Origin of the sequence: Microcystis sp. M109S1 (assembly GCF_020247025.1) — a bacterium.
Lineage (GTDB): Bacteria > Cyanobacteriota > Cyanobacteriia > Cyanobacteriales > Microcystaceae > Microcystis.
In genome coordinates, this window is sequence record NZ_JADBRW010000068.1 from 1 (window position 1) to 22,368 (window position 22,368).

The 22,368-nt window shown below is 43.0% G+C and carries 24 protein-coding genes, 1 tRNA gene and 2 pseudogenes; 11 read left to right on the forward strand and 16 right to left on the reverse strand.

Annotated features, from left to right (window positions below; genetic code table 11):
• Positions 1 to 255 precede the first annotated feature (255 nt).
• Positions 256 to 1,050 carry a Uma2 family endonuclease gene (locus IM322_RS03035; RefSeq protein WP_287676169.1) on the reverse strand — a complete coding sequence of 265 codons (795 nt, stop codon included), beginning with the start codon at positions 1,048 to 1,050 and terminating at the stop codon, positions 256 to 258.
• Positions 1,051 to 1,152: 102 nt separating this feature from the next.
• On the opposite strand from IM322_RS03035, the gene IM322_RS03040 reads away from it, so the two are divergent.
• Entirely contained in the window at positions 1,153 to 2,667 is a 1,515-nt protein-coding gene (locus tag IM322_RS03040; protein ID WP_287676170.1) for a SagB/ThcOx family dehydrogenase, read from the forward strand.
• Between the two features lie 94 nt (positions 2,668 to 2,761).
• On the opposite strand, the gene IM322_RS03045 is transcribed toward IM322_RS03040, so the two are convergent.
• From IM322_RS03045 to dndD, 6 genes and pseudogenes are all read right to left on the reverse strand, one after another.
• Positions 2,762 to 3,679, reverse strand: a complete 918-nt coding sequence (locus tag IM322_RS03045) for a TauD/TfdA dioxygenase family protein (protein ID WP_287676171.1) — start codon at positions 3,677 to 3,679, stop codon at positions 2,762 to 2,764.
• Positions 3,676 to 4,526, reverse strand: a pseudogene (locus tag IM322_RS03050) (class I SAM-dependent DNA methyltransferase). The gene IM322_RS03045 and the pseudogene IM322_RS03050 overlap by 4 nt, the downstream one beginning before the upstream one ends.
• A gap of 26 nt (positions 4,527 to 4,552) precedes the next feature.
• Positions 4,553 to 6,064, reverse strand: coding sequence for a cupin domain-containing protein (locus tag IM322_RS03055; protein ID WP_287676174.1), 1,512 nt, complete (start codon positions 6,062 to 6,064; stop codon positions 4,553 to 4,555).
• 106 nt (positions 6,065 to 6,170) lie between these two features.
• Entirely contained in the window at positions 6,171 to 6,569 is a 399-nt protein-coding gene (gene dndE / locus IM322_RS03060; RefSeq protein WP_286826875.1) for a DNA sulfur modification protein DndE, read from the reverse strand.
• A gap of 40 nt (positions 6,570 to 6,609) precedes the next feature.
• Positions 6,610 to 6,816, reverse strand: coding sequence for a hypothetical protein (locus IM322_RS03065; RefSeq protein ID WP_287076342.1), 207 nt, complete (start codon positions 6,814 to 6,816; stop codon positions 6,610 to 6,612).
• Positions 6,817 to 6,820: 4 nt separating this feature from the next.
• Positions 6,821 to 8,806: a DNA sulfur modification protein DndD gene (dndD, locus tag IM322_RS03070; RefSeq protein WP_287676175.1), complete on the reverse strand. Its 1,986-nt coding sequence runs from the start codon at positions 8,804 to 8,806 to the stop codon at positions 6,821 to 6,823.
• Positions 8,807 to 9,060: 254 nt separating this feature from the next.
• On the opposite strand from dndD, the gene IM322_RS03075 reads away from it, so the two are divergent.
• From IM322_RS03075 to IM322_RS03095, 5 genes are all read left to right on the forward strand, one after another.
• Positions 9,061 to 10,704 carry an alpha-keto acid decarboxylase family protein gene (locus IM322_RS03075; protein WP_287676176.1) on the forward strand — a complete coding sequence of 548 codons (1,644 nt, stop codon included), beginning with the start codon at positions 9,061 to 9,063 and terminating at the stop codon, positions 10,702 to 10,704.
• Between the two features lie 144 nt (positions 10,705 to 10,848).
• Positions 10,849 to 12,264 (forward strand): IctB family putative bicarbonate transporter, encoded by a 1,416-nt coding sequence (locus IM322_RS03080; RefSeq protein ID WP_287676177.1) that lies wholly within the window; start codon positions 10,849 to 10,851, stop codon positions 12,262 to 12,264.
• Positions 12,265 to 12,549: 285 nt separating this feature from the next.
• A complete protein-coding gene (locus IM322_RS03085; RefSeq protein ID WP_287676178.1) occupies positions 12,550 to 12,945 on the forward strand; it encodes a protease inhibitor I42 family protein in 396 nt (131 codons plus the stop codon).
• A 54-nt stretch (positions 12,946 to 12,999) separates the two neighbouring features.
• Complete coding sequence (locus tag IM322_RS03090) at positions 13,000 to 13,914, forward strand: C1 family peptidase (RefSeq protein WP_287676179.1); 915 nt, start codon at positions 13,000 to 13,002, stop codon at positions 13,912 to 13,914.
• Positions 13,915 to 14,102: 188 nt separating this feature from the next.
• A complete protein-coding gene (locus IM322_RS03095) occupies positions 14,103 to 14,858 on the forward strand; it encodes an N-acetylmuramoyl-L-alanine amidase (RefSeq protein ID WP_287676180.1) in 756 nt (251 codons plus the stop codon).
• Between the two features lie 212 nt (positions 14,859 to 15,070).
• Here IM322_RS03095 and IM322_RS03100 read toward each other — a convergent pair.
• A pseudogene (locus tag IM322_RS03100) lies at positions 15,071 to 15,208 on the reverse strand (ISL3 family transposase); the annotation flags it as partial.
• 57 nt (positions 15,209 to 15,265) lie between these two features.
• On the opposite strand from IM322_RS03100, the gene IM322_RS23145 reads away from it, so the two are divergent.
• Positions 15,266 to 15,406, forward strand: coding sequence for a PEP-CTERM sorting domain-containing protein (locus tag IM322_RS23145; RefSeq protein ID WP_353737486.1), 141 nt, complete (start codon positions 15,266 to 15,268; stop codon positions 15,404 to 15,406).
• A gap of 190 nt (positions 15,407 to 15,596) precedes the next feature.
• Here the strand turns inward: IM322_RS23145 and IM322_RS03105 are convergent, their stop codons facing one another.
• On the reverse strand, positions 15,597 to 16,520 hold the full coding sequence (locus IM322_RS03105) for an AAA family ATPase (protein ID WP_287676181.1): 924 nt from the start codon (positions 16,518 to 16,520) through the stop codon (positions 15,597 to 15,599).
• 569 nt (positions 16,521 to 17,089) lie between these two features.
• Here IM322_RS03105 and IM322_RS03110 point away from each other — a divergent pair.
• Both IM322_RS03110 and IM322_RS03115 read left to right on the forward strand, forming a co-directional pair.
• A complete protein-coding gene (locus IM322_RS03110; RefSeq protein ID WP_353737487.1) occupies positions 17,090 to 17,620 on the forward strand; it encodes a hypothetical protein in 531 nt (176 codons plus the stop codon).
• Between the two features lie 39 nt (positions 17,621 to 17,659).
• The gene (locus IM322_RS03115) at positions 17,660 to 17,932 is read left to right on the forward strand and encodes a hypothetical protein (protein WP_287713094.1); all 273 of its coding nucleotides are present in this window, start codon (positions 17,660 to 17,662) and stop codon (positions 17,930 to 17,932) included.
• On the opposite strand, the gene IM322_RS03120 is transcribed toward IM322_RS03115, so the two are convergent.
• Together IM322_RS03120 and IM322_RS03125 are read right to left on the reverse strand one after the other, a co-directional pair.
• Positions 17,929 to 18,852 (reverse strand): bifunctional riboflavin kinase/FAD synthetase, encoded by a 924-nt coding sequence (locus tag IM322_RS03120; RefSeq protein WP_287676184.1) that lies wholly within the window; start codon positions 18,850 to 18,852, stop codon positions 17,929 to 17,931. The two genes, IM322_RS03115 and IM322_RS03120, sit on opposite strands and share 4 nt — an antisense overlap.
• Before the next feature lie 83 nt (positions 18,853 to 18,935).
• On the reverse strand, positions 18,936 to 19,070 hold the full coding sequence (locus tag IM322_RS03125; RefSeq protein WP_287676185.1) for a hypothetical protein: 135 nt from the start codon (positions 19,068 to 19,070) through the stop codon (positions 18,936 to 18,938).
• 339 nt (positions 19,071 to 19,409) lie between these two features.
• On the opposite strand from IM322_RS03125, the gene IM322_RS03130 reads away from it, so the two are divergent.
• Positions 19,410 to 19,697, forward strand: a complete 288-nt coding sequence (locus tag IM322_RS03130) for a BrnT family toxin (RefSeq protein WP_286824939.1) — start codon at positions 19,410 to 19,412, stop codon at positions 19,695 to 19,697.
• On the forward strand, positions 19,663 to 19,986 hold the full coding sequence (locus tag IM322_RS03135) for a hypothetical protein (protein WP_287676186.1): 324 nt from the start codon (positions 19,663 to 19,665) through the stop codon (positions 19,984 to 19,986). Before IM322_RS03130 ends, IM322_RS03135 begins: the two co-directional genes overlap by 35 nt.
• A 72-nt stretch (positions 19,987 to 20,058) precedes the next feature.
• Here IM322_RS03135 and rplA read toward each other — a convergent pair whose 3' ends face one another.
• The 5 genes from rplA to IM322_RS03160 all read right to left on the reverse strand — a co-directional run bounded on the left by rplA (position 20,059) and on the right by IM322_RS03160 (position 22,304).
• Positions 20,059 to 20,772, reverse strand: coding sequence for a 50S ribosomal protein L1 (rplA, locus tag IM322_RS03140; RefSeq protein ID WP_193959935.1), 714 nt, complete (start codon positions 20,770 to 20,772; stop codon positions 20,059 to 20,061).
• 55 nt (positions 20,773 to 20,827) lie between these two features.
• Positions 20,828 to 21,253 (reverse strand): 50S ribosomal protein L11, encoded by a 426-nt coding sequence (gene rplK, locus IM322_RS03145; RefSeq protein ID WP_079208987.1) that lies wholly within the window; start codon positions 21,251 to 21,253, stop codon positions 20,828 to 20,830.
• A gap of 3 nt (positions 21,254 to 21,256) precedes the next feature.
• The gene (nusG, locus tag IM322_RS03150; RefSeq protein ID WP_286824937.1) at positions 21,257 to 21,874 is read right to left on the reverse strand and encodes a transcription termination/antitermination protein NusG; all 618 of its coding nucleotides are present in this window, start codon (positions 21,872 to 21,874) and stop codon (positions 21,257 to 21,259) included.
• Positions 21,871 to 22,107 carry a preprotein translocase subunit SecE gene (gene secE, locus IM322_RS03155; RefSeq protein ID WP_002765998.1) on the reverse strand — a complete coding sequence of 79 codons (237 nt, stop codon included), beginning with the start codon at positions 22,105 to 22,107 and terminating at the stop codon, positions 21,871 to 21,873. Before secE ends, nusG begins: the two co-directional genes overlap by 4 nt.
• Positions 22,108 to 22,231: 124 nt before the next feature.
• Positions 22,232 to 22,304 (reverse strand) — tRNA-Trp (locus IM322_RS03160).
• Positions 22,305 to 22,368 lie beyond the last annotated feature (64 nt).

The following is a 22,368-nucleotide window of genomic DNA, read 5'->3' on the forward strand; positions in this document are numbered from 1 at the left end:
AGGGGTCTATTGCTACTGGCTCGATATTTGCATCTTTAGATGGGGTATTTGGTCGTAGGGTGAAGGTTACACTTCCTTTAGATTTTTAAGCCCTGTCGTTGAACCAAGAATCCCCGTCCGTTTTACGGCGGGGAGTGTCAAATCACACTGGGCGGTTTAATGCTAGGGGGTGCTGTCCGCAAAGCGAGAAAATAATGTCCCACCTCCAGAGGAGGCGCGGGTTTCCTCTCTCTTTTTTGGGGGGTTTTAGAGCCTTCAGGTTTCAGGATCTATCCCTAATTCCCGCAATCGTGCCGCTAGTTGTTCTGCTCGTTGTTTAGCCGCAGAAGCCTCTTGTTTAGCCGCAGAAACCTCTTGTTTCGCCGCAATTAACTCCTCATCGGCAAGGGGAATCAACTCTCCCTCCAGCGTCAACCAGCGTAACCATAGCCGCTCAATCCCCCGATAGGAACCTTGCCACAAACCCAAGCTCAATTCCAGTGGAGGAATCGGTAAGCGTCCCTGCACTAAAGCTACGGGTTGGTAATAACCGCCTACCAGTTCAAACGCTTGAAGTTGGTTAGTATAGCGACTGAAAACCACATAGTAGGGAATCCGCAGAATCTGTTCATAAACTGTCCACTTAGTTGGCGGTTCCCCTGGTTGGCGTAGTTCTTCTCCTAAATCTTGATTTTCCGTACCTGGAGACAATAATTCCACCACAATCGTCGGAGAAACCCCTTCCTGCCAAATCACATAGCTTAAGCGCAGGTCATGGCCATCGTAGAGGCGAGGAACACCAACCACCCCAAACCAATCGGGACGCTTGTACCATTGAGGGTGTCTGACATCGTAGTAAAGGTTGAGGTCAGCGGCGCTAAAAACTAGGTCTGGTTCCCAGTTGGGAGGCTGGAAAGTCAGCAGTAATAACTGAGGTTGTAATAGGTGAAATTCGTCAGGCAAACCGGGTTCAAGTGGATTGTCGCTAGGTAAATCATACATCGTCGGCAAGGATTGCCGGGGGGAAAGGGGAGGGTCAGATTGGGGAATGGTGAAGCTAGGTGTAGTCATAATTTTATTTTAGAAAACGGGTTTCTGAAAGAAACCCGTTTTCTAAATAGCGGTGGGAGTATGTCAAACTAAAAAGTAAAGCTTAGACAGCCTATCTTTATCATGCCAGATCAGCCAATCTCGATCGCCGAATACTACCACGAGCGTACCAAATACGACCCCCAGACGATCGCCTCAAAAAGTAAAGGTCTTGATTGGAGTCAACAACCCTATCCCTTCAAAGAATACAAAATCGGTCAGACTTTCGATCTCAAACCCTACCTCTCCCGTCAAACGGTTCCCAAAAAAGGAGACTTTTGGCGACGTATATCGCGAATTTTGGGCTTTAGCTATGGGTTAACTGCCAAAATCGCCACTATGGGGAGTCCCTTGTACCTACGTTCCGCACCCTCTGCTGGTGGATTATACCCCGCCGAGGTCTATCTGATCTCCCGTGGCACGGAATTTTTACCCGCCGGTCTCTACAGTTACCAAGGTCAAAGTCACTCGCTGCTTTTATTCTGGGAAAGTGATGTCTGGACCAACCTACAATCTGCTTGTTTCTGGAATCCTGTTTTAGAAAATACCGATATCGCTGTAGTTACCAGTGCCATTTTTTATCGGTCCGCTTGGCGCTACGAAGATCGAGCTTATCGGCGTATTTTCCTCGATACAGGGCATTTATTAGGCAATATTGAGCTATCAGCCTCGATTAATGACTATCGCGCCCATTTAATCGGTGGTTTTAACGATATCCAGATGAATGAATTGCTTTATCTCGATTCCGAGAAAGAAAGTGTCATGACGGTGATTCCTTTGGCAGATCTGCTCAATATCCGGCAAAATCTCCCCCATAGTACCACGGCACTCCCTTCGGCAACCACGACTCTTTATCCCGAAATTCCCGAGGGAGAATTATTAAACTCCCTACACCGAGCCACTATCATAGCTACAGATGAGAAGATAGAAGCAACTGTTACCCCCTCTAATTGGGAAGATAAATATAATTTTCCTTTTTGTCTAAAAGTTTCCGTGACATCCCGTCCCGTCAATTGGGGGGAAGATTTAATCGATCTCGAAAGTACGATTCTTAAACGCAGATCTACCCGCGCTTATAGTGGCGCTAGTCTCAGTTTAGACGAATTGCGAGCCTTGCTGCATTTCACCTATCAACCCCAAGATTATGCCGGCCAAAATCTCGATCCCAATCCCGATTATTTTGCTCTGGATTTATTGGAAACTTTTATCGCTGTTTCGGCAGTAACCGGATTAGAGGAAGGCTGTTATTATTATGCTCCCAAAGCCCAAGAATTGCGGCAAATTCGCTTTAAAAATTTCTGGCAAGAGTTACATTATCTCTGTTTAGGTCAGGATTTGGGACGGGATGCGGCTGCTGTGGTTTTTCATACGGCGGATCTGTCAAAAGCAGTGGCTAAATATGGCGATCGAGTTTATCGTTATCTTCATGCAGATGCGGGTCATTTGGGACAGAGATTAAATTTAGCCGCTATTCATCTGGGGTTAGGGGTTAGTGGTATCGGTGGTTTTTTTGATGATCAAGTTAATGAAGTTTTAGGAATTCCCTGGGATGAAGCAGTTATCTATATCACTACTTTAGGCCGACCGAAGGTTTTTTAAGATGAGTTTGAAGCACTGAAGGGGTGAAAAGGAGGTTGAGGTCATCGTAATCTGTACCTTGACCGGTCCACTTTCTCGCCTGGACGTATTTTGTTTAAAGGTTAATCCAACTACGCACCATCTGTCGAGGTTTTCCTGAATTTTTTAAAGCGGTTCTATTGTGGCATAAAAAGCGATTATTAACGTAAAATACATCACCTTTTTTCATTTTGAAGCGGACTGTATTTTCCGGTTCTGAAAAAAAGTTGTCGATTATGTCAAGTGTTTTTGTGATAGCTTCCGGTTGCGCTATTTCCAGTTTGGAGTAAGCGACTTCAATCCAGTACCGCATATAACGAAAAACCAGACCCTGAGAATCGGCTGAGAATAAGGGGAAATTATTCTTTTGAATAGCTTCTTGAGAATTAATCTCTCCCGGTGTAATCACATCCCGCGCCAAAGGTTCGTAAAGATAGGGAACTAGCTGTGTCTGGTGTTGCCAGAAATATTGATACAAATTGGCGGCGTTTACTACCAGGGAATCTCCTCCCTCATCCTCGGCAGCAAGACACAGTAAGCCAACAATATCAGGGAAGTAGTTTTTGGCTGTACTATCGGTATGATAGCCAGTTTCTGCATTCGTCATCGAAACGGGTATAGCTTCTTTAGTGTAATCCATTCCTCGATCGATTACATCAAAAAAATAGCCATAGCGGTGGTTTAGCAGTCCAAAAGTGCGAGAAATGAAAGCATAAATTAATCGCATTTCTGTTTCTGTTAATTCCGGTTCTAATCGGAAAATAATTATTCCTGGTTCCTGGAGCAATTTCTCACGAAATGGTAGGAAAAAATCAAGATTTTTATTGACTGTTTCCTGTCCTATTTCGTTGGGTTTGTCAAGCCATTTGTGATTGCTTCTTTTTAGTAAATCCAAGACTAATGATTTGGGTAAATGAAAAAATAGTTGAGAAGGATCAGGCAATTTTTTCCAAGTCAGTAATGAAATATTAGGATCATAAATTGGTATAATCATTTTTGAATTTTGAAAGCAACGTGAAGGGGAAGGTCAATAAGCGGAGTAAAAAATTCCGGGTCTAGTTCTAAATGTTCCTGATTAATTTTTAGTTCATAAACTTCTGGCATTTTTGTGAAGGCTGCTAAACGAAGAGATGTGAAGTAATCTTCCATAGTTTTATGAACACATTGCACGGCGACGGCTTTTCTATCTCTGCGCCAAATCTCACCGGGGAATAATTGATTGCGCCCAGAAAAATAACCGGCTTTCGGTTTAAAATAAAACGGAAACTTATCTTTTTTCAGAAAAGGTAAAGAGGGATGGGGGACGGCGAACAGGAAATATCCACCGAATTTCAAAAGTTGGTAGGCTTTTTGCATCGTGCTAATAGTTTCTGAAACATTTAAGTAGTTGAACAAAAACATAGCCAGAACTAAATCGTATTGTTCGGACTCAGTGACCGCAAAATCACGAATATCAACAGTTTCATAAGAAGCATTAGTAATCTGATACTCGTTTTTTTGAATCAAGGCCCGCTCGATCATTTGCGATGAAATATCAATCCCATGAACATATTGAGCGCCTCGGTTAATTAACTCTCTTCCTACATAACCTTCCCCACAGCCTAGATCTAATATATTCTTGTTGACAATCGGTTCACATAAATCAATGACAAACGGACGCGCGGAGTAATCAGAAAGCAAAATCGGTTCTAAGCTAAACGGCGCTTAACCTGCATGATCCAATAGCTATAACCCTTTTGGAGTCTATATCGGTGATCCGAAGTAAAAGCCGTTTAGCTTACTCGTTGCCAGTCTCCTGCACTTTCGTCGTAAAGTTTTTTGGTTTCTTGTGTTGCTTTCATACCTATCTAACGTGATAAAATTTGCACTAATTTTGTTTTAGTCTAGCACTGTGTAAGTAATTGCCCATGAAACTTTTGCCAGTTAATCCGAAATCAGCTATCGCCAGAAAAATTAGCTCTTCTTCTCCTAAGTTCACAGATTGATGCACACACCAACGGGGAATAACAGCAAAAGTACCCGGTTCGACTTCGTTTTCGTATTGATCAACAATAACTTTTCCTTGACCCTGAAGAAATACAAATACGGTTTCATGTGCATGTCGGTGCATTTCATTCGTTTTTCCTGGCTTGACTATAACTAGGCGTGCATCTAAAACTTCTAGAGCAAATGGCAAGCGAAATACGTTAAAATCAATATTGAGTTGATCAACCTTATTGTTGTATAAAGCTTCTAAGTTGCTGGCGCTGATTGTTGAAATAAGCTCCTTAGCTGCTTGCACATGAGTCAAGCTTTTTTGTTCATTAATTTTTTCGGTCAATGCTCCCAGTCGCACCGTTTGAAAATCATGATAAAGTTGTGAAGCAAGCCTTAATATTGTTTGAGAACATTTGCATTCACCAGATGGTTCTGTAAGCCAATCTAACAAGTTCAGAACTTCTTCCTTGTGCTTTTCCCTTTGCATCCCGTATAGCAAAAGTGAACTCAATCCGGGTAGTAGTTTTTCCACTGGAACAGTAGATAAGTCTTCCGTCAATCCCCTACGCACGTCATTGATTTGAGGCAATAAAAGTTCCTGCTCCTGATTAGAAAGCTTTTTGCTTTTAATCATTTTAGTGAACAGCGTAACAATCTTGAGTTGATCTGATGATGTCAAAAATTTATCTAGTGCCGACGCACGTTCATACATATTGTCCCAGTAAGCAGCACGTAGATTTAAGGCTTTTAACATTCCTTTCCGTAATTCCAGAACAGCCTGTTCGCTTTCACTGGCTAATTCTTTAGCAATCTCAACTAAAGTTAAGCTGTGTTCATCCTCCACTTCTGTATGTAAAGGAAAAAATACATATTGCTCTAAGGATAATGATGTATGTTTTTTGATCGCTTCAATAATGTGTTTGTAGATGAATTTAACAACAGATTCAGTCCCTAAACCTATCGCTCCAATAGCTTGGAGTGAACTTCCATTCTGGAGCAGCGATAAGAATGATTCACGCCAGATTTCCACTTCAACACAAGGCGTTGGAGTGCTATCTACTCCCATCGCTTCTTGAAAACGCTTGAATAACTGTGGGTGAGGAATTTCCTGTACCCACTCGTCCTTAATACCTAATTTACGAATTGCTTTGATATCTTCATCGTGTAGATGTCCGTTTTCTTCGGCTAAGTTCTTCAGTAGGCGATTTCGATGAGTGGGATTTTCTAGCTTTGATATTACTGCTGTTAAATAACGGGAAAACCAGTCACTATAAGCTCCGTATTGACTGGCAAAGTCTTTGAGAACTTCATCAATATGTTGAAATTCTCCTTTTTCTAAAGCAAGTAAATAGGGGTGATTAATCGCTCGATGGCTTAGTGCTTCCTTGATTAAATTTTCCATTTTTTCTTATTCCCCGATAGCCCCTCCTCTTTAAATACTATCACAAAGTTGGTCAATTGTCGATAGCGTTTGAGATGCGCTCACCCTGAAAACAGATCATTCTTGATTAAGATTCTCTAAGATTTTCCCTCTCTAATTCGATTAAATTATCGATTTTTTTTAGCTTTGTATCCCCAGCAAGATAACCGATCCCGCGATGTAAATGTAGGCGAAATTGTTGAGTTAGAGTTTCTTTATCGGTTGCTAATCCGTCTTGATGACAACGTTGTTTGAGGGCAATTAAGAAAATATCGGCCATTTCTCCCCCGAATACTTTCCAGGATAATTCTACATTGCTATCGGCAGGAATGGGAACGGGAGAGGGGAGACTCGGTTCGGCAAGGGAACGACAAAAAGCCCAACGACAGAGGATATTCCATTGGTCAATTTTGGTGTAGCGTTTTAATTTTATTAGGCTATCTTTGGCGGTTTGAGATAGTCGAAAACGTTCGATCGGTGATTCCATAATCTATAATTTTACCTCGCTCTGAACGATGAGAAAATAGTTAGTTATTCTCAATTCTGTTTAATAGGATAGTGGAAAGTGGGGAGTTTTTTTCAGTGATCGGTAAACAGTCAACTGATAACTGATTCAAGTCTGTATCAAACCCATTGGCTGCCGCTAAACTATTTTTTAAGTTCTCGTAGGGGTGACTGGTTGATTGGTGTTGAATTAATTGGGCGAGGATTTTTTGGCAATTTATCTCAGTCATAATCTTACCAAAAGTAGCGATCGGGGTGAATAGTAGTTTGACGTTGTTGGGAATTGTATTCTAGCAGGTATTTTCTGGCGATTACTTCCTGTTCTTCTAATAATTGTAGCTCATTTTGTCCAATTTCTGTATCGGTAGAAAGGAGGATGACTTGAGAGGAAGCGGCGGGAAAATAACGTTCAACTAAATTATGGCGATGGGAAGAATCTAAACGTCCGAGGGGTGTATCGATAGCGATGGGTAAATCTCGTCCGGAGACTCGCGCTAATCCCCACAAAAAAGCGATCGCTAATAGTTGTTTTTCTCCGGCAGAAAGACGGTGTTTAGGCACATTTTGTCCATCTGGACCAAAGAGAGATAGACCAAAAGTATCAGCATCGATCGCTATTTTCTGCACCAGATCGGACTTATGCAATAAATAACGAAAACATTCCGCCACTTCTCCCTCCAATCTATTTAATTTTTTTAAAGTTAAGCGTTCTTTAAATACTTTTAAAGTTTGCTGTGCTTTGACAATAGCATTGACGATATGTTCGTTACTTTGCGATTCTAAAGCTTTCTCACTATAGGCAAATAATTCTTTTTTAGTTTTCTCAATTTTCTTTTTAATTTCCTCATAATTTTTGTGGCTTTGCTCGTATTCTGCTTGAGCATTTAGATACTTTTTCTGAGCGGTTTTTAAGTTATTACTCAGGGTTTCGTATTCTTCGGGAGAGGCTGCTACTGCTAATTCTCGCTCTAAATTATCTAAGTCAGCTTCCAGATTTCTTAATTGTGACATTGCTTGATGAGCGAGGTTAATTTGTGCCGGTAGTTGATGGGTTAAGACTCGATTTAATAACTCGATCGCCTCCTCGTCTAAATCTAAGTAAGGAGTAATCAAAGAATCGCTATCCTCAGCTAAAAACTGATTTTCTTGCTGTAAAAATTCTCTAATATTCTCTAATTGTTCTAAAGTTAAATTCAGTTGTTCTAAATAAGCAAGTAACTTTTTATCTCTGGATTCTAAAACCGATTGAGCGACTTGAGACGATTGAAATTTTAGCTCTTTTTCTCCCTGAATTTTAGCCGCTTCTAGGAGAGGAAAAATTAACTTTAAGGGTAAAAATTCCCCTGCCAATTGACCTAAATATTCTCTCTGTTTATCTAACTTTTTATCTAAATCCTTTTTTCTGCTCTCTAATTGACTTCTTTCGGCGGCAATTTTTCCGCCATCAATGCGAAATTTATCCGAGACTGCATCAAAATCATTTCTAACCAAATCTAAATTTTTTTGTTGAGTTTCCATCTCTTGTTTAGCCAATTCCAAATCTTCTTGGTACTGAGCTAATTTTTTCTCAATAGCTTCAATAGTTGCCAGTTCATTTTCTGCTGCTAATAACCGGCGCTTGCGACCAGCTAAAATATCAAGATCAACTGCTAATCTTTCCGCTAATTCTAACCCTAATAAAGTCTGCATCGAATCCTTAACGCTGTCAGGAGGTACATCCTGTTCTGCCAATTCTTTTACCTGTTCCCCATCAAATAAAAAGAGGTTAGAAATACCCAAAGGTAATAAAGTTTCAATATATTCATCCCAAGTGTTAGCTAGGGCGGGATCGGGCCAATCTTCATCTAAAATACCGAGGGTATCTCTACCATCTTTGGGCTGTTTTGTCCAGTATCTAACGATACGATATTGTCGCCATTGTTCATTAACTAGATGTTCAAAAGCCAGTTCAATTCTAGCTTGATCGATGAGGGAAGCTTGATTATTAACTGCTTGACTGAGAAACTCGGCATAACTTAAATTATTGCGAGTAGAACACTTTGCCCGCGCACCGTACAAAGCCAAACGAATCGCATCCATTAAAGTAGTTTTACCGCCGCCATTCATGCCTCCCAAAAGGATAATCGGACAGGGACTATTATCTTTTTCAGGACGTAAATTAATCACTTGACGACCGGCGTAGGGTCCAAAATTTTGCAAAACCAATTCAGTAAAAATCATTAACAGTCAGCCTTAGTTAAGTCCAAAGTCTTAGGGAATCTTCTATAAAAATTATACCTGAAAAAGTGCCGCAGATATTTTTTTACACCCAAGAAAAAACCCCAGACTTTATACTATAGCATTGATCACCATCGCCTAGATATAATCAAGGTTTCCTGATTTTTACTTTCCAGTTTATTACTGGGCATGAGCCTATTTTTTGAAAAAATCGTTATGATCGGCGTGAAAGTGCCAACACAGGGGAGAAAATTGCTATGATCACAATCGGCGAATATTTATGCCAGTGTCTCCATAGTTTAGGGGTTAATCATGTTTTCGGGGTGCCGGGGGATTATGTCCTCGATTTGATGGATGTTTTGGTGGAAAGTCCGATCGAATTAGTTTGCACCTGTAATGAGCTTAACGCAGGTTATGCCGCCGATGCCTACGCGCGAGTCAAAGGTATGGGCGCTGTCTGTGTCACCTACGGAGTCGGGGGGTTTAGCCTGGTTAATGCTGTGGTCGGTGCTTACGCTGAAAGAGTTCCCCTGGTGGTAATTAGTGGGGCTTCCGATCGCTCGATTCGCCGGGATAATTTATTATTACACCACACCACGGGCGATTATAATCTGCAATTTTCCATCATGGAAAAAGTCACGGTTGCCTCGGTTATTCTAACTAATTCTGCCCAAGCAGCCAGTCAAATCGATCAAACTTTAGCAGCTTGTTTGCATCACAAACGTCCCGTGTATATCGAAATTCCCCGGGATCTGGTCTATCGTCCCTGTATCCCCTCAGAAAAGCCAATTTATTTAACCGATAATCTCACGGATGCCGCCGCTTTAGAAGAAGCCATTGAAGAAGCGGTTTTATTATTAGAAAAAGCGGAAAAACCAATTATTTTAGCGGGGGTAGAATTCCATCGGTTTAAACTCCAAGATAAGTTGCTGAAACTTTTAGAAGTAACGGGTTATCCCTTAGCCACCACTATTTTAGGTAAGTCGTCAATTTCGGAAATGCAGCCGCAATTTATCGGCACTTATGTGGGGGCATTAAGTCGCGAATACGTTCAGCAGCGGGTGGAAAATGCCGATTGTGTCCTCTGTTTGGGGGCGATTATGTCCGATATGAATTTAGGCGGATTTACGGCTAATTTAAATCCCAATAATTTGATTAATGCCAATTCGGAGAAAGTAAAAATTAAACATCACTTTTATCAACCAGTATTCCTAGGGGATTTTATCGATGGTTTAATTGATAAGCTAAGTCACAAAGAAGCGGCTACACTAGAGATTAAACCCGCGGCCGAATTGAAAGATTTAGAATTCATACCCGTGCCAGAGCAAAAATTAACTAATGCTCGTTTTTATGAGCGAATGAATCATTTTATCGCTCAAGAATCTTTTGTTATTTCCGATACAGGGGATGCAATTATTGCCACAATTGATTTATTAATGCCTCAAAAAACCGACTTTATTGGTCAAGCATTTTATCTCTCTATTGGTTATTCAATTCCCGCCTGTTTAGGAGTAGCTTTTGCCGCACCCAATACTCGTCCTATCGTCTTTGTGGGTGATGGTGCTTTTCAAATGACCGCCCAAGAACTTTCGACAATTATCCGTCACCATCTCAATGCAATTATCTTTTTAATTAATAACGATGGTTACACGATCGAGCGGGTAATTCAGGATAATATTTATAATGATCTACAACCGTGGAAATATCACCAATTACCAGCAGTATTTAACGGGGAAAGTTGGAGTTGTCAAGTCAGGACAGAAGGGGAATTAGAAAAGGCTTTATCAATTGCCCAGGGTAACATCGATCGCCTATCATTTATTGAAGTACATCTCGATCGTTTTGACTGTTCCCAAGGCTTAACTCGTTTAGGTCAAGCTTTACGTTCACTCCATGCTTAGACTGGTTATGCTATTAGGTTTTGACTGTGTGAAGCTATCCTCAGACACCAGACTGAAACTCTTTTGGCTCCCAAGAGTCAACAATTAAGATACAATCGGTATCTTAATCAAAGTGTGATGGTGACAACCGCAACTAAAAACCCTATGAATGCTTTTTGGAAACAAATCACCCTATTGAACTTTTCGCCCGCTTCTTGGTCAAAATATAGCTATCTGCATCGTTTAGTCGGCCTTTTTAGTCAATGGCGACAGGGTAGCCGGTTTGTGGAGTGGACAGAACTGATGGGTGCGCTGTTAATCTCTCTCCTTATCGCCACCGCACCATTTTTATCCACCAGTCAAATCGGTTTTTTGCTGTTAGCAATAGCGGGTTATTGGCTACTCTTAACCCTTGTGGATGAAGGCAAAATTGGGGTGACACCCATACATCTTTTGGTACTTTTATATTGGGGAATTGCCACGGTTTCTACGGCTTTTTCTCCCGTTAAAATGGCAGCTTTGGAAGGATTAATTAAATTAACTCTCAATCTTATCTTTTTTGCCTTTACTGCCCGAATCATGCGCTCACCACGCCTGACAAATTGGATTCTGACTACTTTAGTTTTAACCGCCTTAGCAGTGAGCGTTTACGGCATTCGTCAGCAAATTTTTGGTGCGGAACAGTTAGCAACTTGGAACGATCCCACTTCAGAATTAGCGGGGGATACTAGGGTTTATAGTTATCTCGGTAATCCTAATTTATTAGCTAGTTATTTATTACCCGGTATTGCTTTTAGCAGTGCAGCCTTGTTTGTATGGCAAGGATGGCTACCGAAAATTTTAGCGGCTTTATTAACTTTAGCCAATGGTGCTTGTTTATTTTTTACCGAGAGTCGTGGCGGTTGGATTGGTTTGATGGTCTTAGGAATTGTCTTCTTATTGCTATTATTTTATTGGTTCAAAAATTATCTACCGTTATTTTGGCAAACCTGGCTTTTACCCTTAGTTTTAGGTGGTTTAGCCGTGGTGATTTTAGGGGCGATTTTATTGGTGGAGCCGCTGCGAATTCGGGTGATGAGTATTTTCGCGGGCCGGGAAGATAGTAGTAATAACTTTCGGATTAATGTTTGGGATGCAGTTATTCGCATGATTCAAACTTATCCGCTTTTGGGCATCGGACCGGGTAATGATGCTTTTAAGAAAATTTACCCCCTATTCATGAAGCCAAAATACACGGCTTTAAGTGCCTATTCTGTGCTATTAGAAATCATGGTAGAAACGGGAATCATTGGTTTTACCTGTTTCCTCTGGTTATTAGTCACAACTATCGGCCAAGGCATCCATCAAATCAAACTTTTACGGGATAAAATGGATAGTCAAGGCTTTTGGTTAATTGGGGCAATTGCCGCTATGGCCGGAATTCTTGCCCACGGTTTTTTTGATACGGTTTGGTATCGTCCCCAAGTTAGTACCCTCTGGTGGTTAGTTTTGGGTTTAATTGCTAGTCGTTGTTATTCCCCCGCTAGGGGTTTTGATCCTGGCAATTCCCTCCTCAAGGGGGGCGAAATGGGGGAGCATTGAGGAGTTATTTCAAATTACGGATAGGGCTGCTCTGAAGGGTATTTGAGGCGCGTGTGGGCGAGGGCGATTATTAAGAAAAATCACAAACCTTTCATCCTACCATCTCTCGGTGGACAAAGCAAGAGATAATTAAATTAGATCGTTTCCCAGTTTCTTCTGCGCTTGGCGCGATTTTCCAACTGCAATAACGAGAGTAAATCCCTGTGGCCGTTATAGAGACGAGGGAGGAAAATAATGGATCGTTCTCTTAAGTGGGCCGTTGCGATTGTCATAACTCTAATCCTCGTGCTTTCCCCGGTCTTTTCCCAGGGCTGTGGGGCGACAGAGTGGAACCCGAAAGGAGGGAACGGTCAAGATACAATGCTAACCCTTACTCGCACTGACAACGGCAAATCCATCACCATGCAGGTCAATGACCTACTGCTACTGTCCCTCGACGAGAATCCCACTACCGGCTTTCAGTGGGCGCTTGATGGCGGCGGGGGCGATTTAGTGGAGCTGCAGTCCTCTGAGTATGTACCTGCCGGGGAGTCGAAAGTCGGCGGGGGCGGTCAGAGAGTCCTGACCTTTAAAGCGCAACGGGCTGGGATAGGCCAACTAAAGCTTAAGCTCTGGCGAGAGTGGCAGGGAGAGCCGTCAATTGTCGAACGATTTACTGTCACGCTCCAAGTCCGAGAGTAAAGGCTTCTCAGATAGCCAAGGGCTAGTGAGTAACGACTTAGGAGGAAAGGAAAAATGAGTGAAACATTTGTAATTCCCGCAATGGGATGGTTGCCCGACTATCCCGATATTCGTGATGTCACTTTTCAATCTGAACGCGTACCATCCAAACTGCAAGCTTTGGGACAGCCATCTGTCAAGCAAATGCTGGCCAAAGTGGGAGCAACGACATCTGCCCCAGCAGCGCTGCCGGCCAGCGTGGACTTGAGGGCGTGGTGTTCCCCAATCGAAGATCAAAAAACTATCGGTTCTTGTACGGCCCACGCCGGGGTCGGACTGGTGGAGTATTTTGAGCGGCGAGCTTTTGGCAAACACCTCGATGCCTCGCGCCTCTTTCTTTACAAAGTGACGCGCAACTTGCTCAAATGGACGGGAGATACGGGGGCATTCTTACGCTCAACAATGTACGCCCTCACCTTGTTTGGCGTACCACCAGAAGAATACTATCCCTACAATATCGCTGATTTTGACAAAGAGCCGTCGGCATTCTGCTACGCTTTTGCCCAAAGCTATCAGGCGATCTCTTACTATCGCCTCGACCCCCCAGGAACGACACCGAGCAACCTATTAACTCAGATTAAAACCTACTTGGCAAATGGGCTGCCCTCAATGTTTGGCTTTACTGTTTACAGTTCTATCAGTCAGGCCAACACCAATGGCGGTAAGATCCCCTATCCAACTCGCGGCGAACGGGTTGAAGGCGGTCACGCCATTGACGCAGTTGGTTACGACGACAACCTCAAGATCAAGAACACCAACCCTGGTGGCATTGAAACCACCGGTGCCTTGCTGATTCGCAACTCTTGGGGGACAGGATGGGGAAGCGCCGGCTACGGCTGGCTGCCCTACAAGTACGTCCTCGATGGTCTGGCAACTGATTGGTGGTCGCTAATCAAGAGTGAATGGGTCGATACGGGACAGTTCGGATAGGAGACCGATTCGATCAGGTGTGAGGGGCGAGATAAAGGCTTCTGGTGAGTTTTTTCAGAATAGGGGGGACGCTGTGAAAACTCACCGTTTGTTTAATTTTTTAGGGTATGCAGACTACATCATAAATCGATGCTATCCAGAAGCACAAAAAACAAAAACTTTTACGAGAGATTGGAGGGGACAAGTTTATGTTATTACAAGTAGGCAGTCAAGGGTTACAAGTTGGACAATTACAAGCCAAACTTAATGAAATTGGCTTTAACTGTGGTCGGGTTGACAAGATTTTTGGACCCAAAACCAAACAGGCTGTTGAAAATTTCCAACGGGATCATTTAGGAGAATCTGAAGTAACAGGGATAGTAGATGAACGGACTTGGAATCAGATTATGGACCATCCTTCTGTTCGTCCAGCTTCTGTTTTAATCGATCCTGGTCATTCCCCCATCCATTCAGGTACTGATGCAAAAGATGGGACTCCTGAATATGAGATGAATCTTTTGCAAGCCAAGATCGTGAAAGCGGAACTAGATAAAGCAAACATTTCAGCCGAGATTTTCGATCCACCAAGCGATCCGCGCGATCTGATCGGACAAAAAGCCGCAGATCATTCCATGTTTCTCAGTTTGCATCACAATGCTACGGACAGAAAACCTCACTACACTTGTGTAATGGTTCACCCAACCAAAGCTAAACCAAAATCGATCGCTTTTGCCAAAAAACTTTCGACTGCGGTTGCTAATGCAATTGGACAAAGGGATTTCGGTGTAATGGAAAATAGTGTAACCGTTCTCTCTGAGTCTGAAGAGACAAATTGTCCGATTTGTGTTCTGTGCGAGAGTTACTTTTTAGATGCCATTGATACACGAGCAGAAGCCGAAAAACTATCTACCGAAGCGGCTTATGCGATTGCGTCAACGGTTATTGCTGAACTGCAACCTGCATAATCAAAGCGGCTCTCTTGTTTATTATGGGAGAACATTTTGTCCGCAATACTCAAGAGAGCCATCAAACTTATAAGGTGGCGTAAGTGTTCTGAAATTAAGTAGTAAGATAGAGGGGATGAATTATGAATAATAATGAAGAGAAAAAAGGATTGGTTAGCGGTAGCGTAACATGAGCGGGCGTTGGGTTTCATGCTTCAACCCAACCTACGTTCTCGATTGCCTAATATTGACAAATCTCTGACTAGGTTATACTCTGTCTGATTGATTCTGTCCAAGGTTTCATGGCAATTCGGACATTCAATTGTTTCATTTAAAAGAGCGAGCTTTAGGAAAATTGTCTGCTCAATTTTCTACCCGGCACTTTTGGAAGTATTTTATCTCCTATCAATGCTGGTTCCGGTAACTTTTTGACGGGTGTTGTTGATAAAAACAATTCAACCCTTTCCTTTACTGCCGCATCTGCCGCGACTCCCGAACCGGGATCGGTGCTGGGTCTGTTGGCGATGGGGGGTTTAGGTCTTGTTACTCTCCGCAAACGCCAGGGCTAATTCGCTGGTATTGCGATCGCTGATCTTGTAGGTTGGGTTAACGAATGTTACCCAACCACCTCGGAACAAAGACTAAACTTGATCAAATAACTGAAAATATCTCTCTCGACTGATTCCCGCAGTATTTAGATTAGTCTTGACATCCTCACCGCCGTAAACGGACGGTGAGGATGTCAACGATAACTGAAATTTAAGCACAGATGCGATCCTCGATCGCCACCGATTGCAGAAGTCTTTCCACGATAGCTTTAGCTTGACGACCGTGACTAGGAATCAGACGATGGCAGAAGACGTAGGGAGTAATAAACTTAACATCATCGGGGATAGCATAATCGCGACCTTCGAGGAAAGCGTAAGCTTGAACTGCTTTTTGCAGAACCACACAACCCCGGGGACTGACTCCCAAACTAATATCTTCATGATCACGGGTAGCGCGGACTAAATCGACGATATATTGCTGTAAAGCAGGAGCTACCTTGACCAGACTGACTAATCTTTGCAATTCTCCCACCTCTTCTAAGGAAATACAAGCTTCTAGAGATTTAACCGTCTCCTGAGAATGCTGTCTTTGTAACATTGTTAATTCTTCTGTGGCGCTGGGATAACCCAAACTCAGGCAAACGGCAAAACGGTCCATTTGTGCTTCTGGAAGCGGAAAAGTGCCTTGATATTCGATCGGATTTTGGGTGGCAATAACAAAGAAGGGTTGGGGGACCGGACGCGCTTCTCCATCGATGGTAACTTGTTTTTCTTCCATGACCTCTAGAAGTGCCGATTGGGTGCGCGGGGTGGCCCGGTTGATTTCATCGGCCAACAGGACGTTAGCAAAAGCGGGGCCGGGGATAAATTCAAATTCGCGACTGTTGGGGTTCCAAATCGTGGTTCCCGTGATATCACTAGGGAGGAGGTCAGGGGTGCATTGTACCCGTTGGAAACGACCGTTAATTGAACGCGCTAAGGATTTGGCTAACAGGGTTTTGCCGACTCCGGGGACATCTTCGAGGAGAGCGTGACCACCACTGAGCAAAGCCACCAGTACAATGCGAATCGATTTGGTTTGGCCGACGATGCTTTGGCTCAAATTTTCCATCAAAATATCAATAGCGTCTTTCATAGCACAAATGGGGTATTTTGTAAAGAAGATTAATGTTAAGTTTTTTTGATCTTAACGATTCTTTTCCTAATTTGCCCACACTAGCGAGGAAAGTTGACAGACAATGGCGGTAATTTTTCTACTAGGGAGCTAATCGGGGTTAGGGTTGGGAGCATGAAGAAAATTAGTTAAGGTTGGCTGAATAAATCTGAAACCCTTGTTGGGTAACACTTTTAGACCTTTTGTCAATCAAAAAGTACCGGATATGGGAGTGATCGGGGGAAAATTCAGGGACTTTTTCCCTGAAAATTAGGTAATTGACCCCCTCAAAATCGCTAAAACCCTACACCCCACACCCCACACCCCACACCCTGTCCCCACCAACAAACTTTTTGCCGCAAACCCTAGTTAAGAATTGTTGCCAGTGGGCGAAATCAAGATTTTAAGTCGGTTCAGTCCGATAAAATCGAGGATAATTTCTCTTAATCAGTAAAGATGAAAGCCAGTTCGCTGGCTCTTCTCGACTTTGTGTGATCATCAGTGCTGATCATTCGTAGGAGTCTTAGCGACGGCAAGACTTTGAAGACTATATTTCTGGAAAATTATCTCTATTCTTCTTCCTTCCACACAGAAACGAGGAGAGCCGTTCGCTTATTTTTAGTCTTGTTTTAGGCATCGCAGCCAGTACATTAACCAATAGTTTACCCGAAAATTTGACTTTCAATTCTCGGAAAATATTGGCTCAAGATCAGGCTCCTTCCTGTCCCCTTCCTCCAGATCTTGCCATCACTTTTCGCAATAGTGAATGTCAGGCAATTACCCTAGAAAAACCCCAGACTTTTTTCCGTTATTATAGTGACGAAAATAGCAAAAAAGGTCGTTTTCTGACCACGGATCAATATGCCACCAATGTGGAGGCGATCAGAAATTTAGCCCTCGATCAAAAGTGGATTACTCCCAACCAAGCGACCAAAGTGGTATCAGTGACTTTGCCTGCGGGAACAACGGTTTATCAAGGAATTGTCGCCCCCCAGAATCCGGCTGATTGTTATCCCGGTGGTGGTCAGCAAACTTTTATTAAAGACTCACGAGATGCCAATATACAATGGGGAGAGGGGTGAGCAATAACGGTTACATCTCTTTGGTGTCGCTAGAATATTATGGAAACGAACATGAGGGAATTAGTTCAATCAATTGACCAAGCTATTACCGTGGCCGAACAGATGCGGGAAACAGAAATATCGACTCGGATTGAGGGTTTAATTTCTGTGCTGAAAAGCATCAAAAATCAGGCTTTAGCTGGTCAATTACCGCCGTCTCAAGGTATTGTCAACCTAGGATTAGCGCGAGAAGTAGCTGATTGGATCGATTCCCTCGATTCTCCTTTATTGAAAGCGGTGGGTAAAGTGGAAAGAGAATACCAAAAATATTAGGAATTGTCAGTTACAGAAGTTAGAATTAATCGAGAGCGATCGCAGTCTATCTCGATCTGATTTTTTAATCGATCGAGAGAATTAAATTTCTGTTCTGGTCGCAGGAATTGCACTAAATCCATCGTTAAAATGCGATCATATACATAGCCCGACCAATCCAATAAATGGATTTCCACACTGATAGTTTTTCCCTCGATCGTGGGACGATAACCGATATTCATAACTGCTGGTAAGCGAGAACCATCAAGAGGCACCCAACCGCAATAAACCCCGAATCGCGGCAATAATTTATCGGGGGGAACCTGTAGATTAGCGGTATGAAAACCTAATTGTCTGCCCAGCTGTTTCCCGACGACCACGCGACCGGTTAAACGGTAGGGACGACCTAACATTTGCCCAGCTTGCTCAACGTTTCCTGCTGCCAAAGCTTGACGAATTAGGGAACTACTAATCCGACCCGACTGACAGTTTTTTAAACCAACAATCTCGACTTTAATATTAAATTGAGAGGCGATCTGTAATAAATCTTCGGCTGTACCTTGACGACGATAACCGAAGCGAAAATCTTGACCAACACTGATCGATTTAGCCTGTAATTTTTCTACTAAAATCTGTTCGACAAAAGCCAAGGGAGTCAGGGAAGCTAATTCAGCCGAAAAAGGCAGTAAAACTAATTGTTTAACGCCTAAATTCTCTAAAACCTCCACCTTTTCCCCTAGAGGAGTTAATAATTGCCATTTTTCTCCCGTAAAAAATTCACGCGGGTGGGGAGTAAAACTAACAACGGTGGGATAAGCGGGGTCATCCTGAAAAATTGGCTGTAGGACGGTTTGATGACCTAGGTGCAAACCATCAAAGTTACCAAGAGCGATCGCACAAGGGGCTAAAATACGGGTATTAGGGGAATCTACAATCCACACGCTGGCTTTAAGAACAGATACAAGAGAATAATTCAAGCGATTAATCTTGAGTGTAGCCTTTTGATTCTATATCAATCGGGCGATCAAGCCAAAAAAACGCCCCCAATTACTTGGCGGCCTTTGGAAGCTTTAGCAAATTGAACCTGAACGATCCCGGTGCGATCGGCCCGGAATTCCCAATTAATTGCACCAGAAAGATTAGGGAAACAAGCATTCATTAATTGTTCAGTTCGTTCTTCTCTTGGTCGTCTGTGGTTGTTCTTCGTGCTTTTGTGGTTTCCCAATCTGATCAAGCATAAGGTTCTTGTTTTTGTTTCTTTGGTTCTAATCCTGTTCCTAATCATAGACGATCTTCTTGAGAAAGAGCATCAATAACTTGTCAAAATGATAACAGTATCACAAATTTATTGTTTTTTTTCCAACATCTATAAACATCAAGATAGAGCGATCCCGAAAGTATCTAGCCAAAGGCGAGCGCACTTTAGTTAACTAACGGTTTACCATAGTAAGGTGGGCGATTTTTATACCACTTATTTTATTTATTGTGTATAATTAAGATGATGACGACTAATTTTGAATGGGATAAAGACAAAGCTAAGATAAATCTGAGAAAACACGATATTTCTTTTAATGAGGCTAAAACTGTCTTTGAAGATACCTATTCTTTGACTTTAGATGATCCTACTCATTCAATCTTAGAAGATCGTTTTTTGACAATTGGTTATTCTAGTCAAAACCGCTTGCTTTTAGTTGTTCATGCTGAAAGACAAGGAAAGATCAGAATCATTAGTGCTAGGAGAGTAACTAAACATGAAAGAAAAATCTATGAACAAAGTAATGAATGATACCCTCAAAGATGATGAAATGTTAGATGATTATTCTGAGGTTTTAACGGAGTCTCATTTAAAAAGTGCAGTCAGAGGAAAGTATGCTCGGTCTTTAGCAGATAAGGATGCTTCTACCGTTAAGATTATAGCAGAAAATGAAGAGAGATATGTTAACATGAAAACCATTGAGGTTGAAGCATTCGTTAACAACGAAGGTCAATTAACCGTACAAGTTCCCTCAAATTTAAAAGAAGGACAATATCATGCTGTATTGATTATAGAAGAACCCAAAAATGAAAATCAATGATCTTAGAATAGATAAAATCCCCAAAAAACACCCCCAATTACTTGGAGGCTTTTTCAGAAAAAATAACTGTCATTAACCTTCTGCTAATTTCAGATCCCGCAGGGTGCTAATATCCACTTGAATCGATGGCCCCATGGAGGAAGAAACGTAAACCGTGCGCCAGTAACGCCCCTTGGCCCCGGAAGGCCGGTTTCTGTCCACCGTTTCCTGTAAAGCTTTCAAATTGACTAACAGATCCTCGGCACTAAAAGAAGCTTTACCAAATTGAACGTGAACGATACCGGTGCGATCAGCCCGGAATTCCAATTTACCCGCTTTAAACTCAGAGATTGCCCCGGTTAAATCCGTGGTTACGGTTCCCCCTTTCGGTGAAGGCATTAAACCCCGCGGACCGAGTTGACGACCTAATTTAGCCACTTTCGGCATCATATCGGGGGTGGCGATCAAAACCTCGAAATCCATCATCCCCTTGGCGATTTCTTCGATTAATTCTTCCGAACCAACGATATCGGCCCCGGCGTTGTTCGCTTCCTGTACCTTTTCCCCGCGAGTAATGACCGCTACTCGCACCGTGCGTCCGGTTCCTTTGGGTAAACTTACCGTTGTCCGCAGTTGTTGGTCGGTATATTTAGGATCGATACCTAAACGAATATGAGCTTCGGCGGTTTCGTCGAATTTCGCCGTCGCTAATTCCTTTAATAATGTCAGTGCCTCTAATGGCTCGTAGGCTTTATTTTCTACCTTAGCCTGGGCATCTCGCAAACGTCGTGAAACTTTTCTTACCATCTGATTTGTTGCTCCTTGGGTAATAACGAAGCTTAACTTCTCCCCGAAATAAGATTTAGTCTGAGATCTTGACACCCATATTTCTGGCCGTTCCCGCCACAATATTCATGGCCGCTTCGATGTCGTTAGCGTTAAGATCGGGCATTTTAGTCCGGGCGATTTCCCGTAATTGGTCGCGGGTAATGGTGGCGACAAATTTCTTGTTGGGTTCGTTGGAACCTCTTTCCACACCGGCCGCTTTGCGGATGAGAACGGAAGCGGGGGGAGTTTTGAGGACAAAGGTAAAACTACGATCCTCAAAAACGGAGATTTCCACAGGGATGATCATCCCTGCCTGATCGGCGGTTTTAGCGTTGTAATCTTTACAAAACGCCATAATATTCACCCCGTGTTGACCTAAAGCAGGACCCACGGGAGGAGCAGGGTTAGCCTTACCAGCAGGTAAAGCTAGTTTAATAATTGCGACGACTTTTTTAGCCATGATTTAGTTTTGTTTTTCGACTTGATTAAATTCCAATTCGACCGGGGTATCTCGACCAAAAATGGAGAGCAGGGCCTTGAGTTTGCCGCGCTCGGGACTAACTTCGATCACTTCCCCTTCAAAGTCCTTAAATGGACCGGATAGAACCAAGATTTGATCGCCAACTTCCATATTGATTTTGACGACGGGTTCTTGAATCTGAGCTTGTTTGAAGATGCGATCGACTTCTGACAGGCTCAAGGGTAGCGGGGTGACGTGACCGCGGCCGCGTCCGTAGTGGCGCTTTTGTTCGGCCCCGACAAAGTTGATCACGTGGGGGGTGTTTTTTACCACCTGCCAAGCGTCATCATCCATGATCATTTTGATCAGGACATAACCGGGGAAGACTTTTTCCTCACCATGTTGCCGTGAACCATCCTTGCGGACTTTGACGGTGGCCGCTTGGGGAATCTGGACTTGCAGAATGCGATCGGCCACATCGAGGGTGTGGATGCGCTGTTCCAAATTAGCTTTGACCCGTTTCTCACAACCAGAAGCCACCTGCACGGCATACCAACGGGGTTTTTTCGGTAGGCCGCTAAGATTGACTTCTTCGGGAAACTGTTCTTCTTCTAGACTCATGGGAACACCTTCCCCGCACCCCAGGCAAAGAATTTATCAATCAGATAGATGAGAGTGGCTACCAAAGTCACCATTAACATCACGGCCGCTGATTCACTCAAAAGTTGCTGACGGGAAGGCCAGACGACTTTGGCGAGTTCTTCTTTGGTTTCATTGACGAATTCCTTGACCTGAAAGGAGCTTCCCTCTTTCTTGTCGCTCGTGTCTTTTTCTAGGGTTTCTTTTTTGGCCACGATCGCTACTCCTTAAAATGATACTCAAGCTATCCTTAACTTATCATTTTCACCGGACAACCCACACTAACCCCCAGACATTTAGATCATGTCCTTTGCAGTTATCGGCTTGGTGATTACCAAACGCGCCCTGGAGGACTTGAACCCCCGACATCAGGTTTTGGAGACCTGCGTTCTACCAACTGAACTAAGAGCGCCCATTCGCTAAACTATTTGGCTTTTTTAAGGCCTTTATTTATTATAGCGTAGTTGTTGGCGATT

Coding starts and splice junctions, on each gene's coding strand:
- IM322_RS03035 (WP_287676169.1), bottom strand. CDS start 1,050: ATGACTACACCTAGCTTCACCATTCCCCAATCTGACCCTCCCCTTTCC.
- IM322_RS03040 (WP_287676170.1), top strand. CDS start 1,153: ATGCCAGATCAGCCAATCTCGATCGCCGAATACTACCACGAGCGTACC.
- IM322_RS03045 (WP_287676171.1), bottom strand. CDS start 3,679: ATGATTATACCAATTTATGATCCTAATATTTCATTACTGACTTGGAAA.
- IM322_RS03055 (WP_287676174.1), bottom strand. CDS start 6,064: ATGGAAAATTTAATCAAGGAAGCACTAAGCCATCGAGCGATTAATCAC.
- dndE (WP_286826875.1), bottom strand. CDS start 6,569: ATGGAATCACCGATCGAACGTTTTCGACTATCTCAAACCGCCAAAGAT.
- IM322_RS03065 (WP_287076342.1), bottom strand. CDS start 6,816: ATGACTGAGATAAATTGCCAAAAAATCCTCGCCCAATTAATTCAACAC.
- dndD (WP_287676175.1), bottom strand. CDS start 8,806: ATGATTTTTACTGAATTGGTTTTGCAAAATTTTGGACCCTACGCCGGT.
- IM322_RS03075 (WP_287676176.1), top strand. CDS start 9,061: ATGATCACAATCGGCGAATATTTATGCCAGTGTCTCCATAGTTTAGGG.
- IM322_RS03080 (WP_287676177.1), top strand. CDS start 10,849: ATGAATGCTTTTTGGAAACAAATCACCCTATTGAACTTTTCGCCCGCT.
- IM322_RS03090 (WP_287676179.1), top strand. CDS start 13,000: ATGAGTGAAACATTTGTAATTCCCGCAATGGGATGGTTGCCCGACTAT.
- IM322_RS03095 (WP_287676180.1), top strand. CDS start 14,103: ATGTTATTACAAGTAGGCAGTCAAGGGTTACAAGTTGGACAATTACAA.
- IM322_RS03105 (WP_287676181.1), bottom strand. CDS start 16,520: ATGAAAGACGCTATTGATATTTTGATGGAAAATTTGAGCCAAAGCATC.
- IM322_RS03115 (WP_287713094.1), top strand. CDS start 17,660: ATGGAAACGAACATGAGGGAATTAGTTCAATCAATTGACCAAGCTATT.
- IM322_RS03125 (WP_287676185.1), bottom strand. CDS start 19,070: ATGAATGCTTGTTTCCCTAATCTTTCTGGTGCAATTAATTGGGAATTC.
- IM322_RS03130 (WP_286824939.1), top strand. CDS start 19,410: ATGATGACGACTAATTTTGAATGGGATAAAGACAAAGCTAAGATAAAT.
- IM322_RS03135 (WP_287676186.1), top strand. CDS start 19,663: ATGAAAGAAAAATCTATGAACAAAGTAATGAATGATACCCTCAAAGAT.
- rplA (WP_193959935.1), bottom strand. CDS start 20,772: ATGGTAAGAAAAGTTTCACGACGTTTGCGAGATGCCCAGGCTAAGGTA.
- rplK (WP_079208987.1), bottom strand. CDS start 21,253: ATGGCTAAAAAAGTCGTCGCAATTATTAAACTAGCTTTACCTGCTGGT.
- nusG (WP_286824937.1), bottom strand. CDS start 21,874: ATGAGTCTAGAAGAAGAACAGTTTCCCGAAGAAGTCAATCTTAGCGGC.